This window comes from Dyadobacter sp. CY356 (assembly GCF_021440195.1).
Lineage (GTDB): Bacteria > Bacteroidota > Bacteroidia > Cytophagales > Spirosomataceae > Dyadobacter.
The window spans coordinates 466,760-485,535 of the sequence record NZ_JAJTSZ010000001.1 but is presented as its reverse complement, the minus strand read 5'-3'; the positions used below and the strand labels follow the sequence as shown (position 1 = coordinate 485,535).

Annotated in this window: 22 protein-coding genes; 9 read left to right on the top strand and 13 right to left on the bottom strand. The window is 41.2% G+C overall.

Annotated elements, in window-relative coordinates; all coding sequences use genetic code 11:
* Positions 1 to 27: 27 nt before the first annotated feature.
* The 6 genes from LXL81_RS02120 to LXL81_RS02095 form a co-directional block, all read right to left on the bottom strand.
* Positions 28 to 1,182: an alkene reductase gene (locus LXL81_RS02120; protein WP_234645050.1), complete on the bottom strand. Its 1,155-nt coding sequence runs from the start codon at positions 1,180 to 1,182 to the stop codon at positions 28 to 30.
* Positions 1,183 to 1,198: 16 nt separating this feature from the next.
* Complete coding sequence (locus LXL81_RS02115) at positions 1,199 to 2,338, bottom strand: Gfo/Idh/MocA family protein (RefSeq protein ID WP_234645049.1); 1,140 nt, start codon at positions 2,336 to 2,338, stop codon at positions 1,199 to 1,201.
* A gap of 68 nt (positions 2,339 to 2,406) precedes the next feature.
* Positions 2,407 to 3,156, bottom strand: a complete 750-nt coding sequence (locus LXL81_RS02110) for an SDR family oxidoreductase (protein WP_234645048.1) — start codon at positions 3,154 to 3,156, stop codon at positions 2,407 to 2,409.
* A gap of 205 nt (positions 3,157 to 3,361) precedes the next feature.
* Positions 3,362 to 4,114: an SDR family oxidoreductase gene (locus LXL81_RS02105; RefSeq protein ID WP_234645047.1), complete on the bottom strand. Its 753-nt coding sequence runs from the start codon at positions 4,112 to 4,114 to the stop codon at positions 3,362 to 3,364.
* 92 nt (positions 4,115 to 4,206) lie between these two features.
* Entirely contained in the window at positions 4,207 to 4,794 is a 588-nt protein-coding gene (locus LXL81_RS02100) for a Crp/Fnr family transcriptional regulator (protein ID WP_234645046.1), read from the bottom strand.
* A 579-nt stretch (positions 4,795 to 5,373) separates the two neighbouring features.
* The gene (locus tag LXL81_RS02095) at positions 5,374 to 6,942 is read right to left on the bottom strand and encodes a carbon-nitrogen hydrolase family protein (RefSeq protein ID WP_234645045.1); all 1,569 of its coding nucleotides are present in this window, start codon (positions 6,940 to 6,942) and stop codon (positions 5,374 to 5,376) included.
* Between the two features lie 526 nt (positions 6,943 to 7,468).
* Here LXL81_RS02095 and LXL81_RS02090 point away from each other — a divergent pair.
* The 4 genes from LXL81_RS02090 (at position 7,469) to LXL81_RS02075 (ending at position 10,115) form a co-directional block, all read left to right on the top strand.
* Complete coding sequence (locus LXL81_RS02090) at positions 7,469 to 7,897, top strand: response regulator (RefSeq protein ID WP_234645044.1); 429 nt, start codon at positions 7,469 to 7,471, stop codon at positions 7,895 to 7,897.
* A gap of 48 nt (positions 7,898 to 7,945) precedes the next feature.
* Positions 7,946 to 8,371: a DUF4345 domain-containing protein gene (locus tag LXL81_RS02085; protein ID WP_234645043.1), complete on the top strand. Its 426-nt coding sequence runs from the start codon at positions 7,946 to 7,948 to the stop codon at positions 8,369 to 8,371.
* Between the two features lie 118 nt (positions 8,372 to 8,489).
* Positions 8,490 to 9,272: an NIPSNAP family protein gene (locus tag LXL81_RS02080; RefSeq protein ID WP_234645042.1), complete on the top strand. Its 783-nt coding sequence runs from the start codon at positions 8,490 to 8,492 to the stop codon at positions 9,270 to 9,272.
* Positions 9,273 to 9,629: 357 nt separating this feature from the next.
* Complete coding sequence (locus LXL81_RS02075) at positions 9,630 to 10,115, top strand: response regulator (RefSeq protein WP_234645041.1); 486 nt, start codon at positions 9,630 to 9,632, stop codon at positions 10,113 to 10,115.
* 14 nt (positions 10,116 to 10,129) lie between these two features.
* Here LXL81_RS02075 and LXL81_RS02070 read toward each other — a convergent pair whose 3' ends face one another.
* The 4 genes from LXL81_RS02070 to LXL81_RS02055 all read right to left on the bottom strand — a co-directional run bounded on the left by LXL81_RS02070 (position 10,130) and on the right by LXL81_RS02055 (position 13,042).
* Positions 10,130 to 10,594: a hypothetical protein gene (locus LXL81_RS02070; protein WP_234645040.1), complete on the bottom strand. Its 465-nt coding sequence runs from the start codon at positions 10,592 to 10,594 to the stop codon at positions 10,130 to 10,132.
* A gap of 205 nt (positions 10,595 to 10,799) precedes the next feature.
* Positions 10,800 to 11,363 (bottom strand): DUF4142 domain-containing protein, encoded by a 564-nt coding sequence (locus tag LXL81_RS02065; protein WP_234645039.1) that lies wholly within the window; start codon positions 11,361 to 11,363, stop codon positions 10,800 to 10,802.
* A gap of 38 nt (positions 11,364 to 11,401) precedes the next feature.
* Positions 11,402 to 11,881: a hypothetical protein gene (locus LXL81_RS02060; protein ID WP_234645038.1), complete on the bottom strand. Its 480-nt coding sequence runs from the start codon at positions 11,879 to 11,881 to the stop codon at positions 11,402 to 11,404.
* Positions 11,882 to 11,899: 18 nt separating this feature from the next.
* On the bottom strand, positions 11,900 to 13,042 hold the full coding sequence (locus tag LXL81_RS02055; RefSeq protein ID WP_234645037.1) for a zinc-dependent alcohol dehydrogenase: 1,143 nt from the start codon (positions 13,040 to 13,042) through the stop codon (positions 11,900 to 11,902).
* Between the two features lie 218 nt (positions 13,043 to 13,260).
* Here LXL81_RS02055 and LXL81_RS02050 point away from each other — a divergent pair, with 218 nt between their 5' ends.
* Positions 13,261 to 13,710 carry a hypothetical protein gene (locus tag LXL81_RS02050; protein ID WP_234645036.1) on the top strand — a complete coding sequence of 150 codons (450 nt, stop codon included), beginning with the start codon at positions 13,261 to 13,263 and terminating at the stop codon, positions 13,708 to 13,710.
* A gap of 216 nt (positions 13,711 to 13,926) precedes the next feature.
* Complete coding sequence (locus LXL81_RS02045; RefSeq protein WP_234645035.1) at positions 13,927 to 14,346, top strand: response regulator; 420 nt, start codon at positions 13,927 to 13,929, stop codon at positions 14,344 to 14,346.
* Between the two features lie 81 nt (positions 14,347 to 14,427).
* On the opposite strand, the gene LXL81_RS02040 is transcribed toward LXL81_RS02045, so the two are convergent.
* Positions 14,428 to 14,949, bottom strand: coding sequence for a DUF4142 domain-containing protein (locus tag LXL81_RS02040; RefSeq protein ID WP_234645034.1), 522 nt, complete (start codon positions 14,947 to 14,949; stop codon positions 14,428 to 14,430).
* A 418-nt stretch (positions 14,950 to 15,367) separates the two neighbouring features.
* Between LXL81_RS02040 and LXL81_RS02035 the strand changes: the two genes are divergently transcribed.
* Both LXL81_RS02035 and LXL81_RS02030 read left to right on the top strand, forming a co-directional pair.
* Positions 15,368 to 16,327 (top strand): manganese catalase family protein, encoded by a 960-nt coding sequence (locus LXL81_RS02035; RefSeq protein ID WP_234645033.1) that lies wholly within the window; start codon positions 15,368 to 15,370, stop codon positions 16,325 to 16,327.
* A 20-nt stretch (positions 16,328 to 16,347) separates the two neighbouring features.
* Positions 16,348 to 17,028, top strand: coding sequence for a DsbA family protein (locus LXL81_RS02030; protein ID WP_234645032.1), 681 nt, complete (start codon positions 16,348 to 16,350; stop codon positions 17,026 to 17,028).
* Between the two features lie 76 nt (positions 17,029 to 17,104).
* On the opposite strand, the gene LXL81_RS02025 is transcribed toward LXL81_RS02030, so the two are convergent.
* The gene (locus LXL81_RS02025) at positions 17,105 to 17,776 is read right to left on the bottom strand and encodes a DUF6766 family protein (protein ID WP_234645031.1); all 672 of its coding nucleotides are present in this window, start codon (positions 17,774 to 17,776) and stop codon (positions 17,105 to 17,107) included.
* 61 nt (positions 17,777 to 17,837) lie between these two features.
* Positions 17,838 to 18,329: a CinA family protein gene (locus LXL81_RS02020; protein ID WP_234645030.1), complete on the bottom strand. Its 492-nt coding sequence runs from the start codon at positions 18,327 to 18,329 to the stop codon at positions 17,838 to 17,840.
* A 136-nt stretch (positions 18,330 to 18,465) separates the two neighbouring features.
* On the opposite strand from LXL81_RS02020, the gene LXL81_RS02015 reads away from it, so the two are divergent.
* Complete coding sequence (locus LXL81_RS02015; protein WP_234645029.1) at positions 18,466 to 18,750, top strand: DUF3606 domain-containing protein; 285 nt, start codon at positions 18,466 to 18,468, stop codon at positions 18,748 to 18,750.
* The last annotated feature ends 26 nt before the right edge of the window (positions 18,751 to 18,776 follow it).

Below are 18,776 nucleotides of genomic sequence, written 5' to 3'. Positions count from 1 at the left end.
CCGCTATTTTTATTTGTTTATCTTATTCTATTTTGAAATGGACTCTTCACTTTCTATTTCTGAATAAAACGGATAGTCGGTATAACCACGGTGATCACCGCCCCAGAAAGTATCCCGGTCGTAAGGATTTAACGGATAACCAAATTTAATTCTTGACGGAAGGTCCGGGTTCGCTGCAAAATGGCGACCAAAAACAACCATATCTGCATCACCGTTTTCTATAATCTCTTTCGCTGAATCAGGCTCAAATCCACCTGCGGCAAGAATAGTACCATTATAAATCTTCCGTAAACTTACGGCCGCTACGGGTGGTCTTCCTTCCACCGGTGCTTCTCCGCCAACAACACGCGGTTCGATAATGTGCAGATAAGCGAGTGGATAATTATTCAGTTGTTCTGCCACGTAACCAAATAACGCTTCCGGATCACTATCAGACATAGATGCCCAGATCCCACTCGGGCCTAAACGAACGCCAACGCGGCCTTCACCCCAAACCGGAATTACGGCTTCAAGTATTTCCATCAGAAACCGGGAACGGTTTTCAAAAGAACCACCGTATTTATCAGTTCGTTTATTGGTTCCGTCCTGTAAAAATTCATCGATCAGATAACCATTGGCTCCATGCAGTTCAACTCCGTCAAAGCCTGCGGCCAAAGCACGTACTGCACCCATACGGAATTCTTCCACGATCCCGGGTATTTCTTCGATTTCCAGTGCGCGGTTAGGCGATACCGGAACCCATCCGTCTTTTGTAATGACAACCTGCTCATACTGAACAGCGGAAGGAGCAACCGGTGTCTGACCATTGGTCATTTCCACATGAGACTGTCTTCCTACGTGCCATAGCTGAAGAAATATTCTTCCACCTTTTGCATGCACGGCATCCGTTACTTTTTTCCAGCCAGTCACCTGCTCATCTGTATAGATACCGGGCGCGCCAAGATAACCGCGGCCTAGAATCGAAACGGTGGTAGCCTCGGCAATAACTAATCCCTGATCCGTTGCTCTTTGCGCATACATTTCAGCCATAAGATCTGAGGGAATATCGCCTGGTTGTTCCGAACGTAAACGGGTTAAAGGAGCCATCACCACGCGGTGTGGCAGTGTAATCGGACCAAGATTTATTGGGGTAAACAGCCTGGAATCCGCCAGATTGCCATTTACATAATTTATTGTTTTCATTTTTATATAATTAATATTACAAAGTGACGCTGATTCCCTTCGTCGAGGACTCGTTCATCAGGTCAAAGAATTTGTGCATTTTCACAGCGTCCTCAAAAGTTGGGGCGTCGTGTGTGCCATTTTTAATATCAGCCGCAAAGGCATAGTAAAGATTGGTCAATTCCAGCGCACCTGAACCCATTCCGGGTTTTTGTACCCAATGGTATGAATCCGGAATGACCAATGTTTCCAATGGAAGATTATCACCATGGGCACCTTCGATCAGATAATCCTCTCCCACTCCGCCAAAAGCCGAAACGTTGGTAATTTTCAGGTCACCCTGATCGCCGGTGATGTCAAGCTGCACGCCGGAATTGTTGCGTTTTCCGCCTTCAATATGAACCGAAATTACAGCGTCACCGATCAGTCTTCCGCTTAACACAAGCTGATCAGGTGCAGTCGTTTCTATCCTTTCACCCGTTTCCGCAATCGTAACCACTGGAAATTGATTTACCAGTTCGCTAAAAAAGCTGACAGGATAACCCACGGTTTCAAATAACGCATCAAGAAAATGACCCGCGTAAATCGCGATCGTATGCGAAAAATCATCAGCAGGTGCAGTCCATCGTAATGATTTGGTGCGAATCGCCTGCAGATAATTCATGCTCACATGCAGCCTTACCGAACGCAGCTTACCGATATATCCTTCTCTGATAAGATCCGCGATGTAGCGATTGGTTGGTGATAACCGTCGTTGCAGGCCGATCACATGTTTCACTCCGGTGTTTTTTGCCAGTAACAGCAGCTCTTCCGCTATTTGCGTGCTGGTTGTAAATGGCCATTCAGAATAAACGTCTTTTCCGGCAGCAATAGCCGCCCTGATACCTGCTTCGTGTTGCGGTGCTGTGGTTAATACAGCAACCATATCAACTTCCGGATTATTGACCAGTTCATCAACGGATCCGGAAACATATTTAATTCCAAATTTACCGGCTGCGGCCTCAGCTGCTTCAGGACGCCGGCTCTGTATGGCAACCACTTCATAACCCGGCAATAAGAGCATGGATGGGATGTGTCCATAGTTGGCCCAATTGCCTGCACCGATAATACCGACACGGATTTTCCCTGACGAATTTCCACCGCCAGTTATTTCATTTTTTGTTTTGTCTGCTAACATGATTGCTGCTCAATTTGACGGAGCCTGGCATCTTATTGTTAAATACCAGGCTCTGTCAATGGTACTGTTTATAAACCTTTCACACCACCGTCAAGTACCAGTTCGGCACCTAACATATATTTAGAAGCATCAGAGGCCAGATAAAGAAAACCTTCTGCAATCTCCATCGGTAAACCCAGACGTTTAGATGGATTGATACTTGCAAAATAATCCTTCGTGCCATCCACTTCTTCTTTTGATCCGCCACCTCTTCCAAAAATCGGCGTATCGATCGGGCCGGGAGATAAAACATTTACGCGGATATTTCTGTCCAACAGTTCAGCTGAGAAACTTCTTGCAAGTGAACGTACTGCTGCTTTGGATGCGGAGTATGCTGCCCCTATACCCAAACCTTTTTCATTCAATGCGGTTGAGGTTAATACGATCGAAGCACCATCGTTCAGATAAGGCAATGCTCTTTGTACGGAGAAGAAAGCTCCTTTGAAATTCACATCGCTGGTCTGGTCAAATTGTTCTTCTGTAAAATCAGCAAGTGGTCCGGCTAAAAAAATACCTGCATTGACAATCAGCACATCAATTTTCCCAAACTTGTCACTGACTTCTTCGTAAGCGTTCTTGATATTATTCAAATCGGACACATCACTTACAATACCTATGGCACCATTTCCGATGGTTTGAGCCGCCGTTTCAAGAGATGCCTGATTACGGCCGGTAATGGCTACTTTGGCACCTTGTTCCGCAAATAAAATCGCAGTTGATAACCCTATCCCACTATTTCCGCCTGTAATTACAGCTACTTTGTTTTCTAACTTTTTCATTTTGATCTTTGATTTATTAAATTTTTAACGAGTCAAAGGTCCGGTTAACAGGCAGGTATTAATATGAATAAATACAAGAAATTCAGGTGAAGTATTTCAACTTTTTACTGTGTTGAAGTGCCAATAAATTTGTCATTTGATCAGAAAATTCATAAGGCCCCCGCTATTCTGCGAAGGCCTTGTGTCTTGTTTTCTAAATCAAAATTTATAAACTTCTGTATCCTCCGTCTATCACTAGCTCCGCACCAAGCATATATCCGGAATCATCGGATGCCAGGTACAGATAAGTTTCAGCAATTTCCCCGGCACTTGCGAGCCTTTTCAAAGGTGTATGATCGATCAGAGCTTTTTTAGCATTTTCAATCTGTAATTCAGAAGCGCCAGTCCGGCCGAACACAGACGTATCGGTGGGGCCGGGAGAAACAACGTTCACACGGATATTTCTTGGAAGTAATTCCGCTGAAAAACTTCTTGCCAAAGACCGTAATGCCGCTTTCGTAGCAGCAAAAGCAGCCCCGTTGATTTTGGCAGTTTCCGCAACAGTTGATCCGGTCAGTATAATGGAGGCTCCGTCTTTAAGATATGGCAAAGCCCGTTGAACGGAAAAGAATGCACCTTTAAAATTGACATCACTTGTCTGGTCAAACATTTCCTCGGTATAGCTGGCGAGCGGTGCGGTGATATATACGCCTGCATTCACTACCAGCACATCTATTTTACCGTCAAATTTTTTTGTTATATCCTCAAAAGTTTGCGTAAGGCAATCCACATTACCGGCATCGCTGACCAATCCCGCTGATCCATGACCAATTTCAATAACTGCGCTGCGAATGGAAACCGGATTTCTGCCCGTAATCACAACTTTGGCACCTTCTTGGGCAAACAGTTTGGCAACGGCAAGCCCTATCCCGCTGTTGCCGCCGGTGATAACGGCTATTTTATCTTCTAGCTTTTTCATTTTAAGTTTTTAATTGGTTTTGACAGTACCAAAGTTCCGCTTAAAATCAAGGCTATAAAATGAAGAATAACAAGAAATTAAGGTGAATTATTTCAACTATTATTAGCCCGCTTATTTCTGATTTTGCTCAACAATTCATGTGAAATGCCCAGATAAGATGCCAGCGCATACTGCGGAATGCGGGCTGCCATGGCCGGGTATTTAAGCAGAAAATTTTCATAACGCTGTGTTGCATTCAGGCTGATATCTGATAGTATACGCCTTTGAAGATTTGCAAAGCCAAACTGCACAAGATTGAGATAAAACTTTGCAAACTGAGGGAGATTTTCCAGTAATTCCTGTTCATCCTCATAAGATATCTGGATCAGGACGCTGTCTTCAAGAGCTTCAACGAACAATGTTGCAGGCTCCCGATAGATATAACTGGCAAAGTCGGCAATCCACCAGTCGTCAATGCCGATGGCCACTGTATGATCCTGCCCTTTATCATCAATCAGATAGGAACGCATCGCACCTTTGGCAATATACGTTCTGTGGTTACAAACAAAATCCGGTTGAACGATGTATTGCTTTTTTCTGACTTTTTTGACTTTGAGCAGCGAAGTATAATAAGTTTTTTCGTCCTCAGTCAAAGTAATATAACGGGCAACATTTTTTAATATCGGCAGGAATTCTTCCATGGCGGGGTGTGGCTTGATTTAAAAGTGTTCCCTTATTTGGTTGGGGAAATGGTATTGTAGTCTATCATATTTGTGAATGTCGGGGTTAAGAATTATGACTAAAAATTTAACCCCGGAAATGAGTTAACCAAATCTAATAATTTTGTCGGATTAATCATATCCGGCAACCACAGTAACCGCATGCCCCATATTTAATAAAATTCCGGAAAGTATTCCGGAAACATTTCCTGTCCCTCCGATTATTACGAATTTACTCATGATGGTAATTTGTTATTAACTTTAATTTTAAAAATCAGATTGATCAAATTGATACAGAAGTTACTCTGTTTATAAATTTAATGGTCAAAATTCCGACAATCCTGAGGGTTTAAAAATGAAATTAATCAAGAAATAAGGGTGAACTATTTCAACTTTATTCTGCCTGGCAGCCATCCAAATCTAAAATTTTGCAGGGTAAATTAAGATACTGTGATTGGGACGTAATCTGTAAAAAAAAAGCTGCGGAATTGTTCAGGTGATAATATATCCTGAACAATTCCGCAGCTTTTAAAAATGTTATGCGATTTGCGCTATGGCATCTCAGACATCAATTTTATTTGTTTTGATCTCGTTTCTACGCGTGATCGAATAAATATCTGTTCGTCTGTCTTTTAAATTCCGAACACTACCAAACTGATTTAATTCCCGTAACATATCAATATCAACGTCAGCAATTAAAATCATTTCGGTATTTGGCGTTGCTTCCGCTTTTATTCCGTTGGTTGGAAACGAAAAATCACAAGGAGTAAAAACCATGGATTGTGCGTATTGAATATCCATGTTATGAACCTTTGGCAAATTGCCGACACTACCCGCGATAGCAACATAACACTCATTTTCAATAGCTCTCGCCTGCGCACAGTTTCTTACTCTTGAATAACCATTTTGAGTATCGGTAAGGAAAGGCACAAATAAAATATTCATTCCTTCATCTGCCAAAATGCGGCTCAATTCCGGGAACTCAACGTCATAACAAATAAGGATACCTATTTTCCCGCAATCCGTATTGAAAGTTTTCAAGGCATTTCCGCCCTGCATACCCCAAACTTTTGCTTCATCCGGCGTTACATGCAGCTTTTCAAACCGCTCAATACCGCCGTCCCTTTTGCATAAATACCCTACATTATATAGACTGTTATCAACCACCTCCGGCATACTTCCTGTAATAATGTTGATATTATAGGAAATGGCAAGCTCGGAAAAGCGGGCAACAATTTTCTCGGTATATTCTGCTAATTTTCTAATGGCATCCGCTTCTGCAAGATGGTTATAATCCGACATCAAAGGCGCATTGAAAAATTCAGGAAACAGCGCAAAGTCACATCTGTAACCCGATACTGCATCCACAAAATATTCAACCTGCTGCATCAGTTCATCAAAGTCATTATACAACCGCATCTGCCATTGTATCAATCCCAACCGGATAATTGACTTTGTAAAGGCTGCCTGATCGGAGCTTTTCTCGTAATAAACATTATCCCATTCAAGCAATACGGCATATTCATTCGAATCTTTGTCACCTTCGAGATACCCCTGCAAAATTCTGGCCGGGTGGAAATCGTTAGATAATTGAAAATTCAGAACAGGGTCATGTATGTCCTTATTACGTACTTTCTCGATATATTCCTTAGGCGAGATTGTATCGGAATACTGATGATAGTTAGGGATCCGGCCACCAAAAATAATTCCTTTCAGATTTAATTTCTCACAAAGCTCCTTTCTGTAATCATACAAACGCCTTCCCAGTCGCAGACCCCGATATTTAGGACTGATAAATACATCAATCCCGTATAAAACATCACCTTTTTTGGTATGGGTATTAAAACTGTAATTTCCGGTTATCTGACGGTACGTATGTTTTGTATCAACTTTTTCGTAGTCAACAATAATTGATAATGCGCACCCGGCCAGTTCATTATCTACCCTTATCCCTACCTGTCCTTCATGAAAAATAGTTGTCAGTGTTCTGATGTGATGTTCTTTCCAATAAGCATCCGGCATACTGGAATAGGTCTCAATCATCATTTCCTTAATCTCCTCGTAATCTTCCGGTTTTAAAAAAACCAGCTCAATATTTTCAATTGACTTTGTGTCTTTGTTTGGTTCCATATTCATTCACTCCGTTTTACCTGCTCTGACAGGGAATTCCGCAGATTGTTTTTTTGCTTTTTGTAGCGGGTTATTTAAAATAATTTATTTGCTGATTGTTTGCATGACAATTGGTCATTGCCGCTTTCCCTGGTTCTTCAAAACCATAGGTTAGGTTAAAATTGCGCATAATAAAGAGAAGTAGCAAAGAATCAGCAGGGAAGTTTTCGTAAAAATGAAGGAGCGCCAGGGAATAAAACTATTGCAGACAACCCGACGGGTTTTATATTGGCCGTAATCAAATTAAGAATATTGACTGAAAAAACTGGCACTAACTTAGATCATTGCTTCTAAATTTCGCATTGGCATTTTCCTGTTAAAAATACAAATCCGGTTTTCAAATGAAATGTAAAGCGAAGCGGTAAAAATCTCAAACTAATATAACACCTCGAATTCCGGCATGTCAAAAACAAGTATATAATAACCGCACGGGCGAACAGTGGCCTGATAATTGTATAAAACCGGCGATTATCAAAGCAACCATAGAATGAATAAGAACGGGGAAATTATAGTAATAGAAGACGATGATGACGATCAGTTTCTGTTAGAGGAAGTTTTCAAGGAATTAAATTTCCCTAATAAGGTGGTCTATTTTCCGGATGGGCTTGAAGCCCTTGACTATCTGCATAAACCGGACGTGTCACCGTTTCTTATTCTTTCTGATATTAATTTGCCTAAACTGAATGGTTTTGAGTTAAGAAACAAGCTTCATACCGATGCACAATTAAAGCTGAAATGCACTCCCTACTTATTTTTTTCAACTGCTATTGATCAACAAATGGTTATTGATGCTTACAGCACATCTGCACAAGGCTTCTTCGTTAAGAAAAACTCATTTGAAGAATTGCGGGATATTGTTAGTGTTATTGTGCGATATTGGAAAAATTGTGCAGCACCCAACAATTTTAGAGTCTGATTGTCAAATGCGCGGCATATGAGAAATATTCTTATCAAAAACCCCATTATGAAAACAGTTACCAGTAAAAAAAAGCTTCAATGGGTGATTCGAATACTTGCAGCTGCACCACTCCTATCCGGGCTTATTGGTCTGGCGGGAATATACAATCCGCTTTTTAATCAAAGCTTACCAGAAAACCTGATTTTAGATAGTAATCTCCGCTTTTTGAATGCCATGTCCATCGCTGTCGCCTTGTCATTTTACTACATAACGCCAGTCATTGAAAAAGAAACAACCGGATGCAGAATAATTTGTAGTACCATTTTTTTGGGTGGACTTGGCAGGCTGATATCTATTTTTGATTTGGGATTACCGCCTGTTCCTTTTATTGTTTTTTTGGTTGTAGAACTGACTTCGCCGATCATCATTGTTTTTTGGCAAAAAAAATTAGCCTCAGAATATCAGAATGCGCATTTACAAGATGCAATTTAATGCCTTTTTAAAACCTTCATGTGCGCACCAAACATTAATCATTACAGTAAATACACCATAATAAAAGCTTCTATTAAACTTGGAGATATCATTAAAACAGTAAAAATTAAACAACAACATGACGACCAGATTTAAACTTTCCGGAACACTTGCCGCCCTTTTGTTCATGATCATGTCCTTCGCCCAGGCATCCGGTTTTGCGGAAAAACGAGAACTTTATCAGTTAAAAATTTATCATTTGAAAGATAATTCCCAGCGCGAACGTCTGGAAACCTACTTAAAACAGGCCTACCTGCCAGCACTTCATCGTGCAGGCATTGGAAAAATAGGCGTTTTTAAAGCTGGCGCTGATGCAGATTCACTTATTTATGTTCTGATTCCGTTTAAGTCAGAAAAACAGTTTTTATCATTATCAGAAAAAATAGCGGGAGACAAAGGCTATTTGGCTGCTGCTGATGATTATCTCAATACCAGTTTTGACAACCCGGTTTTCAAAAATTTCGAATCCATTCTGATGGAGTCGATTGCAGGGATGCCAGTGCTTCAGGTACCGGCGCTCAAATCACAGGCGGCTGATAAGATCTATGAATTAAGAAGATATGAAGCAGCCAGTGAAAAACTGCATGATAATAAAATAAGCCAGTTCAATAATGGGGAACTTGATATTTTTAAACGTCTTAATTTTAATACCGTATTCTGCGGAAAAGTTTTGGCAGGCAGTAAATTGCCCAGTCTGGTCTACATGACATCTTTTGAAAATAAGGCAGAACGTGATGCGCACTGGAAAGCTTTCAGTGCTGATCCCGAATGGATAAAATTAAATGCCCGTGCTGAGTATGCGCATAACTTTTTAAGAGCAGATATTTATTTGCTTCATCCGGTAACTTATTCCGAGATATAATATAGAAGGCTGATATACAATAGTATTGCATAAAAACGAGCTCTGAAAAATTCAGGGTTCGTTTTTTTATAAACCGGAATTTACATAAATATTAGAAATCAACTTTCTTTATTCCATCCACAACCGGTTACGTGATAATTTAGAATCCATTGGCACGGCTTTGTTAGAACAATACCCGTATGCTTACCTAAGAGAGATTTGATTGGGAGGAACGGAAAAATTCTTACCTGAAACAAAAACATTTTTTTCTACAATTACAAATTCAAATTACCGCATTTCAAACCAGGTTTTTACACCTGCACTTCTGCGGAGTACCTTATCCCACTTTCACAATTACTTACCATCACAACTACTCAAATGGAAAATTTAGAAAAAGAAATATTTATTGTAGAGGACTCGGCAGATTTTCGTCAGATCGTACGAACTATATTTGCCCAGTACCTGCCCAAGTATCACATCAGGTCATTTATGGGCGTTCAGGAATTATTTAAGTATATGATTTTACAATCCGATGAAAATTTTAAAGGACGACGTCCCGTTTTAATAATCCTTGATTTAAAAATACCCCCTTTCGGCGGACTCGAAATTCTGAAAATGCTTCGTCAAACTCCATCTAACGCAGTTACTGTGTGGGAAACCATTCCTGTTATCATGCTCAGCAGCATCGCCAGACAAGAAGATATCAATGAATGTTATAAAGCCGGAGCAGCTTCATATTTCATCAAGCCTGTTGAAGTTGAAGACTTAAAACAAATGCTGATTAAAATCTGCAACTACTGGGTGGATGATAACAAACTGGCAAGCGTGACGGGATCCAAAAGTCTTTCGAATTCTAATCAATAAGTGGCTGCGACAGTTCACGCCTGGTGAAATCTTCCTTGTTCAGTTTTAGAAGTTACGTTGATATTGTTGGTGGTATTGCTGTAAAGCACCACCTGTTTATCTTCCAGAAACCGACGCTTTTTTTCCTCTACTACAAATTGAATCTTTTCTCCGAATGGCTGCCGATCCGAAGTATAACCACGGCGATCATTGTAGGTATTCTGATCAGATGGCAGGTGGCCGTATGAGTTGTTGTAATCTGCGATAAATTTAGTCAGTCCATAAAACATGCACTGCCACCATTTTAAATCTTCTTCCCGGCTACCGCATCCGGACATCTGGGTTCCTACGTATACATGTTTAGGAACATGAACCCGGTATTGATACAGCTGACCGGTTTCCATATGCAGCATTTTAAAGCTTCCTGAGAATCCGGCAGGCATGCCGTCCAGTACAACTTTTGGTGAAAATACCAGCGTTTTTATTTCAGAAATGATCATGGTCGTCTTACTCGTTTATGATTAGTAATACCTTTTTCCCTATCATTGGTCTGTTTGTCAAATCAATGTATTTCTGCATAATATCTATGCCAAAATTTGCAATGCGCCTGTGTTATTTCAATTACTTTTTAATACTGCCCCAAATAGTGTGTGACTATTTGGGGCAGTATTAAAAAAACAGATGCTTTTTTGCACGTTTTAATTGTTATTGAATTGAATCCTGCATCATTTGTGCCATTTCCAGGTGATGTTGAAGCGTAGGAAGCTTACCGGATGCCCAAGTTTTCATTTCAGTATCATCGCCACCAGTAGACTCTGTCTGAAACAGATTGATTGTTTCCTGATGAGAGGTAACCATCATTTTAATATACATCTGATTGAATGCCTGGCCACTTGCAGCAGTAAGACTATCGATCTTTTGTTGTTTAGCGGTAGTCAGCGTGGTTGGTATAGTAACCTGACGTTCATCCGCAAGTGCTTTCAACTCGTTATTGGCCGTTGTATGATCCGTAACCATCATCTGACCGAAAGAGCGCACACTCATAGAATCGGTCATGACCATATTGTACATCGAGTCACCTTTTGTTACGGCCATCTGGCCAGCCATCACTTCAAACATACCGCCGTCGGCAGCATTTAATATAAAGTTTCTGTCTTTATCAGTTACAGCATTTGTCACATCATCCTGATTATCATCATCGTCGTCCTTACAGGCACCCGCAATAAAAACCATCACAGAAAGCCAGATCATTAAATTTAACTTTTTCATAATTTTAACATTTAGTTTGTTGATAATTAAAGTTTGTATTATTTTCTTCTCACCAGCACAACCACCAGACTCGCCAGTGCAATGCCAACTAAGGCTTTTTTAACCAGGCCTGCGGGATTATGCTTTAATTCGGCCCGCCCGCCCAGTTCTGAAAATAGGTCAGGAACATAACCGGATTTAAAATCGTCGGCAATTCCCTCAAACATCTGAACACGATCTGCAAAAAGCAGTGCAAGCCAGTGCATAGCATGCGACTCACTATATCTGAAGGCAAACCGGCGGATATTACCGCTTATACCGGATGGCGGGATTGGAGTTCCAAAAACAGCTGTCAACCCAGGACGTTCATTTGAATGAAGTATTTCCACCGTCTCGGGCTGCATGGCAGGCCGCTCCCAAATCATACCTTTGTTATCATTTTCTGTCCGGTGTTTCATCGGATAAGCCGGTACGTCACTTGGATTTTGATCAATACCCCAGCCATTGATGTGAGTATAATCCTTTTGTGTTTTTTTCATGATGATTATATTTTTGGCTTATGGGATCAGGATTGTTTTGATACAATTATCCAGTTTGGCTGAAAAAATATGATAGGCATCAGAAACTTCTTCCAGTGGCACGCGGTGCGTGATAATACCTTTTGGATCAATTCGGCCAGCCCTGACATGCTCTATTAATCTCGGCAGAAGACGTTTGACCGAGGCCTGGTTAGCACGGATTGTAATTCCTTTATTAACCACATTCCCGATTGGGATAATATTTCCGGTTGGCCCATACACCCCGACAATTGACACGATCCCACCCTTTTTCACAGCATTGATTGCCCAGTGCAAGGCAGTGGCAGAGCCAGCCTGCAACATCAGTTTTCTTCCTGTAATCGTCTGGAAGGCACTTCCTGCGGCTTCGCAACCGACTGCATCAATACAGACATCTGCACCAAGCCAGTCTGTTGATTTTTTAATGAAAAGTACGGGATCTTCAAGCGAACGGAAGTTATAGGCTTCGCACTGTGCATATTGTTTTACAAATTCAAGGCGGTATTCGATGTGATCAATCACAATGACACGTCCGGCACCAAAAAGCCAGGCACATTTGGCAGCCATTATTCCGATTGGCCCTGCGCCAAATACCACAACCGTATCACCCGGTTTAATTCCGGCCATTTCTGCCGCCTGATAGCCGGTGGGGACAACATCAGTCAAAAGCACCGCATCATCATGGTCAATATCATCCGGAATAATCATTGGCCCGACATCCGCATAGGGAACACGCACATACTCAGCTTGTCCTCCGGCAAATCCACCCGCTGTATGGGAATAACCAAAAATACCGCCTACGGCCGTTGCTTCGGGATTAGACTCGTGGCAGTTCCCATAAAGCTCCTGCTCACAGAACACACACTTGCCGCAGGAAATATTAAATGGAACCAGGACATTGTCGCCCACTTTCAGATTCCTTACATCTGATCCGATTTCTTCAACAACGCCTACAAACTCGTGTCCAAAAGTTGTCCCAATTCTTGTATCAGGTACTAATCCATGGTAAAGGTGAAGATCAGAACCGCAGATACAGGACCGGGTCACCCGCACAATTGCATCGCCGGAATGTTCGATCTGTGGTATTGGTTTCGTACGATCTGCACGAATTCGGTATGGCCCCCGATAATTCATTGCTAGCATATTTCTCCGTTTTAGTTTGTGATGAAAAAAAAATTTGACGGCGAGAGTAGATAAATATCATGCCCAAACATTTTTCATTTTTAACCAAAATAAATTTCCCGGGTAACAAAGAATAGTATAAGGCTTATCTCGCTGTGGAAATTCCCTGGATCAATGGCACGTGTTTTACCAACTTCACAATCAACTGAATCAATGCCAAATCTTTAAAATTGATTATAATGAAACCAGCCGCCAAAGTCGTGTTATCATCCGTAGCGGCAACATCTGCCATGACGTTTTTCAGCTATATGGTGTCTGATCAAAAGAATAAAAATTTCAGAGAACCTGAACTGCTTGCTGATTTCTTTGAAAGTGTGGATGTAAAAGAAAAAATTTCCCTGCCATCTGGCTGGGTTACGCATTATCTTATAGGAGCAGGTTTCGCAGCCGGCTACAAACTCTTCCTGAAGTTTGAAAATAAAAAAGCAACTTTTCGAAACGGACTTTTTTATGGGGCAATTGCCGGACTAACCGGGATTCTTTCATGGCAAATGTTATTTCAAAATCAGCACGGTATTCATAAGACAAACAAAAAAGGTTTTTATGCCCAGCTGATCATAGCGCACATAATTTTCGGATTGACATTGGCGGCAATCGAAAAGCCAGACCTGGAAAACAATGTTGATTAATTAACTTTTTAAAATCAGGCATAGTCAGTTCAGACTGGCTATAACAGTATTATAACTGAAATGTATTTACCCTTTTATAATCCAAGTTTTTCTATTAAATATTAAACAATTTTAATATTTATTTTGAATTCCCCAACATGGGCAGGCATGGTTTTACTTATCACCCGCCGCAAATACGTCAAATCCTAATTTTTTTCAAGAATCAACATTTATTTTATGGGCCGGGAAATATTCGTTGTAGATGACAATATTGATTACCAGTTTATTTTCTTCAAAGTACTAAAAGGACTTGAAAAGTCGTATCCGGTGAAGTTCTTTGAAAGTGCAAAAGCATGTCATCAGCATATAGAGACATTACATTTCACAAAAGCGTCACCAATGCCAGGCCTGGTTGTACTGGATCTCAATATGCCGGGAATTAATGGATTACAGCTGCTTAAAATGCTTAAAAATCCGAAAAATAATAATGTAATGATCAAACACGACATTCCTGTTGTGATCATGAGCAATGATTTTTCAGATTATCAGGTGCAGCAGTGCTATCTGGCCGGGGCAAACGCAGTCATTCTAAAACCTTTTGAATTCCAGATTTTACGGGGTACAGTTCAATCTATCTGCGAATTCTGGCTCGACTGAAATGAAGGGCAAAATCCATAAATCTTTATTTGTAACCTTACGATAAGGTACTGCCCCAGACCTTAAAAGAATACGAAAATCTTAATTTGTTGCTCCCTGCAATTTATCAGGAAACAATCCTTTGGCCATTTCCAGATGATGTTTTAATGCCGGAATTTTTGAATCTGCCCATTTTTTAAAATCTGCATCCTTTCCACTGGTTGATTCTGTTTGGAAAAGCCCAATTGTTTCTTCATGAGAAGCAATCATCATATTCATATAAAGCATATCAAAACTCTCTCCGGTCATTGCAGACAGGCTATCAAGCAGCTGTTGCTTTCCAGCACTCAGAGATGCAGGAATGCTGATCTTTTTTTTCTTAGCCAGTGCTTTAAGTTCATTGTTGACCTTCGTGTGATCATTGATCATCATTTTGCCATAATCTTTAAATTTTGGCATTGCTGCACGTTTGACAGCCAGCTCGCCGAGTTTGACTTCAAGCATTCCACCATCCGCGGCAGAAAGTACAAAAGCCTTATCCATAGAATCACTAATGAACCTGTCCGAAAAAGCCAGTATAGCTGCAAGCAGTACACATGTTGTTAAAAGAAGAATCGATCTCATTGACATCTTTAATTTAAGTGAAAAAGTTAATTGAAGAATTTATTGGAAAGCGTATTGTTGACACGACGCCATAACTGAATTCCTGGTTATAGCGTGGAAGTATTCTTCCGGAACGTGGTATAAAAAATTCGCTGGGGCATAGTAAAAACCGTGCCAAATTATAATATCCCGATGGCATCAAGAATTCAAAAATCCGGGTTATTTCACAGGAAATTACATTGATCAGATTCTATAATAATCATGAATTTTTTGAAACCGCCGCATTATTCAAAAATCCCGTAAATAAAATGTTTTAAAAAAATATCCGCTCCAACCTTGCTGTTTCCCCACCTTGTAGAAATTAATTACCGAAGTAGCCATACGATCTATGGCACAGGTTTTTACAAGGGCCGGGATTCTCAACCAAACCAATAAGCCTATGTTTTATCACGTCAAAGAATTACAGTTTAACGCAAGAGTATCTAAGCCAGACCCGAAATTTGCAAGATTGCTATTGGAGCAGTTTGGCGGTAGTAATGGCGAGCTTAAAGCTGCGATGCAGTATTTTGTGCAGGCTTTCAGTGTCAAAAATCCGTATCCGGACAAGTATGATCTGCTGATGGATATTGCGACAGAGGAATTTAGTCACCTTGAAATTGTTGGGGCTACCATCCAGATGTTATTAAGCGGAGTAAATGGCGAGTTGAAGAATGCTTCTGATGAATCCGAAATCATGAAACTGCTGGACGGAACAGCGGCAAAAGAAGATTTCATCCATGAAGCCATTGTCAACCCTCATTTTGGCGTTCTTACAGGAGGTGGACCGGCTTTAACGGATAGTAACGGTATTCCCTGGACGGCTGCTTATGTAACGGCGAACGGGGATTTAACCGTGGACCTACGTTCAAATATTGCTTCCGAATCCAGGGCAAAAATCGTCTATGAGTATCTTATGAAATTCACCGACGATCCTTATGTCAAGGAAACGCTTAATTTCCTGATGACAAGAGAAATCGCTCATTATCAAATGTTTGAAGCAGCCCTGGCGACAATCCAGCCTAACTTCCCACCTGGTATTCTTCAGGGTGATCCAAGATATAGTAATCTTTATTACAACATGTCAAGTGGATCTGAGGCCCGCGGACCATGGAATGAAGGCAGCAGTACCCAACTTGGCGAAACCTGGCAATACATTGAAGATCCTTTACAGCAAGTACTGGATTCAGAGGGTCTTACCAATATGACGCCAACAGGAACGGACCGTACCCAAAAAACAATCAAAGAACTTGAAGCCGAGCTGAGCAAACTTCGAAGCGAGGAAATCACAAGTGCTACCGAGGAAATCGATATGCAGTGGAGCACATATGATAAAACAGGCGGTTTGATCAGTGAACTGTAAACAGAACTAAATTGGAATTGATGAACCATCAGGCGGATCGGGTAAAAATTGTTTTTTATACCGATCCGCTCTGTTGCTGGAGTTGGGCGTTTCAAACGCACTGGCAACGTTTTATTGAAGACTTTCAAAACGAGATCACCTATTCATATTGTTTGGGTGGTATGATCGCTGACTGGAAAAAATTTAATGATCCTTTTAATTCTGTAAGCAGACCGGCGCAAATGGGGCCCATCTGGATGGAAGCCCGCCACAAGACGGGTGCTGCTATCAATGAAAATATCTGGATCGATAACCCGCCGGCTTCATCCTATCCGGGATGTATTGCTGTCAAAACCGCTGCTCTTCAAAGTTTTCAGGCATCAGAAATTTTCCTGAAAGCTGCATGGAAAGCTGTTATGGCAGATTCGCTGGATATATCTAAAAAAGATGTGCTTTTGAAAATCGCTTATAACGTTGGAGTACATCATCCGGAATTCCTGGATTTTGACCAGTTTTCCGACGATTATGATAATGACAAAAGTCGCGATGCATTCCGCTCTGATCTGCGCCAGGTAGCTTATAACAAAATCGGCCGTTTTCCGACGATGACATTTACAAAAGGTGGAAAAGGCATAATCATGACAGGATATCGACCGTATGAAGCACTTGTGGATGCATTTAATCAAATCCAAATGATTTCATCGGAGGTTACATCTTTATAAGAAATCCTGGACTGTTACATATTGAACCAGTAAATGCTGGCTATCAGGGCAGCATTTTACTGGTTTTCTAATCTTATTATTTACCTGTTTCTGAATTTGGTGCATCAACCGGCTTGGATTCGGGCGATCCTTTCTGTCTTAAAAATATCGTGAGCAGCACAATGCTTGCTATCGACAAAAATTCACTTTGCCAGTTTTGAAAGGATTCAAACCAGAAATTGGCTTGAGACAAATAATCAGCTACGCTGTCGTGCGGCTGGCCTGTGAGCAGATTTTGTTCGTTATGATCTACCCAGCTTCCGTAAAAATGTAATCCCCAGCTAATCAAAAACAGAATACCAAATGCAAGAAACAGAGAGTTCTCATAAATTTTCAGAATCAGCCCTCCTTGTCTAACCGGCCACGGGGCGTCAGCACTGGCGACAGGCTCGCGGTCAACCTCTTCCGGCTCATCAAGTGATTTGGATTCAGCAGATCCTTTTTGACGAAGTCCGACAGTCAAAACTACATATAAGGCCATTTGTAAAAATTCACTTTCAAAATTTTCAAAGGTGGCAGAAATAAAATGGCCGCTGCCCAGGTACATAAGCAATCCAATGGCAGCACCACCTTCTTGTTGGGTCTCTGAATTATGCTCATGCCAGCCGGTAAGTGCCTGCCCGACAAGTGCCACTGCGAATAAAGTCAGGGCTACTATGCCCAACCCGTTTTTATAAAAAAATGACTGACGATTTGATAAAGAGCTCATGTTTTTCTTGTGTAATAAATTGGTAAATATTAGCCGGATCGTTTCACAGCCAACGTTGATCTTACTCAGAAGCCTGTTGGCTTAACTCATTCATAATTGTTTTACAGGCCAGATCTGCGGCCAGAAGCACGATCTGCTCCGGTGATCCTTCCAATACTTCTCTTACTGCGATGGATTCTTTTCCTATCAACACATGAATGAATATAGTTCCTACCGGCTTCTTTGGCGTTTCGCTGCCACCAGGAGAAATCAGTCCCGTAACGGCAACCTGGATATCAGACTTGATCAGATTCCTTAGTCGTAAAGCCAGTTCTCTTGTGACTTCTTCTGATTCCGGGGTGAATTCATTGATAAATCCAGGATCCATACCTAAAACATCCACCTTCACCTGAGCGTCGTAACAAACCAGGCCTCCTTTAAGAACGCTGCCCGAATCTTCGGTCAGGGAAAATTCTGATGCAAGCCGCCCTGCTGTTGCACTTTCTGCAAAGGCAATAGACAATCCTTTTTCTTTTAAAATTTTGCTGCACCTGGTTATCAGTTCAGTTGGCATGGCTGTGGCGATAACGTGATATACTGGATTTCTTCATGTTCTGATTTAGTTTGATCATTATGATTTGATGTGCAACTTTGTAATAAAAATGTGCCATGTCAACCATTGCTCTAATGAATGCGTTTGACCAGCCTGAATGCAAATAATTGATTCAGCAAAATCTCAATGTACCAGCATTTCTTCCATACCGGGAGGTATGACTTTTGTAGCCATCGCGATTCAAACCAAAACACTAACAATCATGGCAGATGATAAAACAAAAGTGGGACCGGCAGATAGCAGCCGTATCAATATAAATGAAAATTATGAAGTGGCTTACTGGACTGAAGCACTTGGTGTTTCAAGAGGAAAGCTCAATGAGGCAGTTGAAGCGGTCGGTACATCCGTGAATGCCGTCAGGGAATATCTGGCAAAAAATTGATCTGTTGAATTAATAGCGTTTTTAGG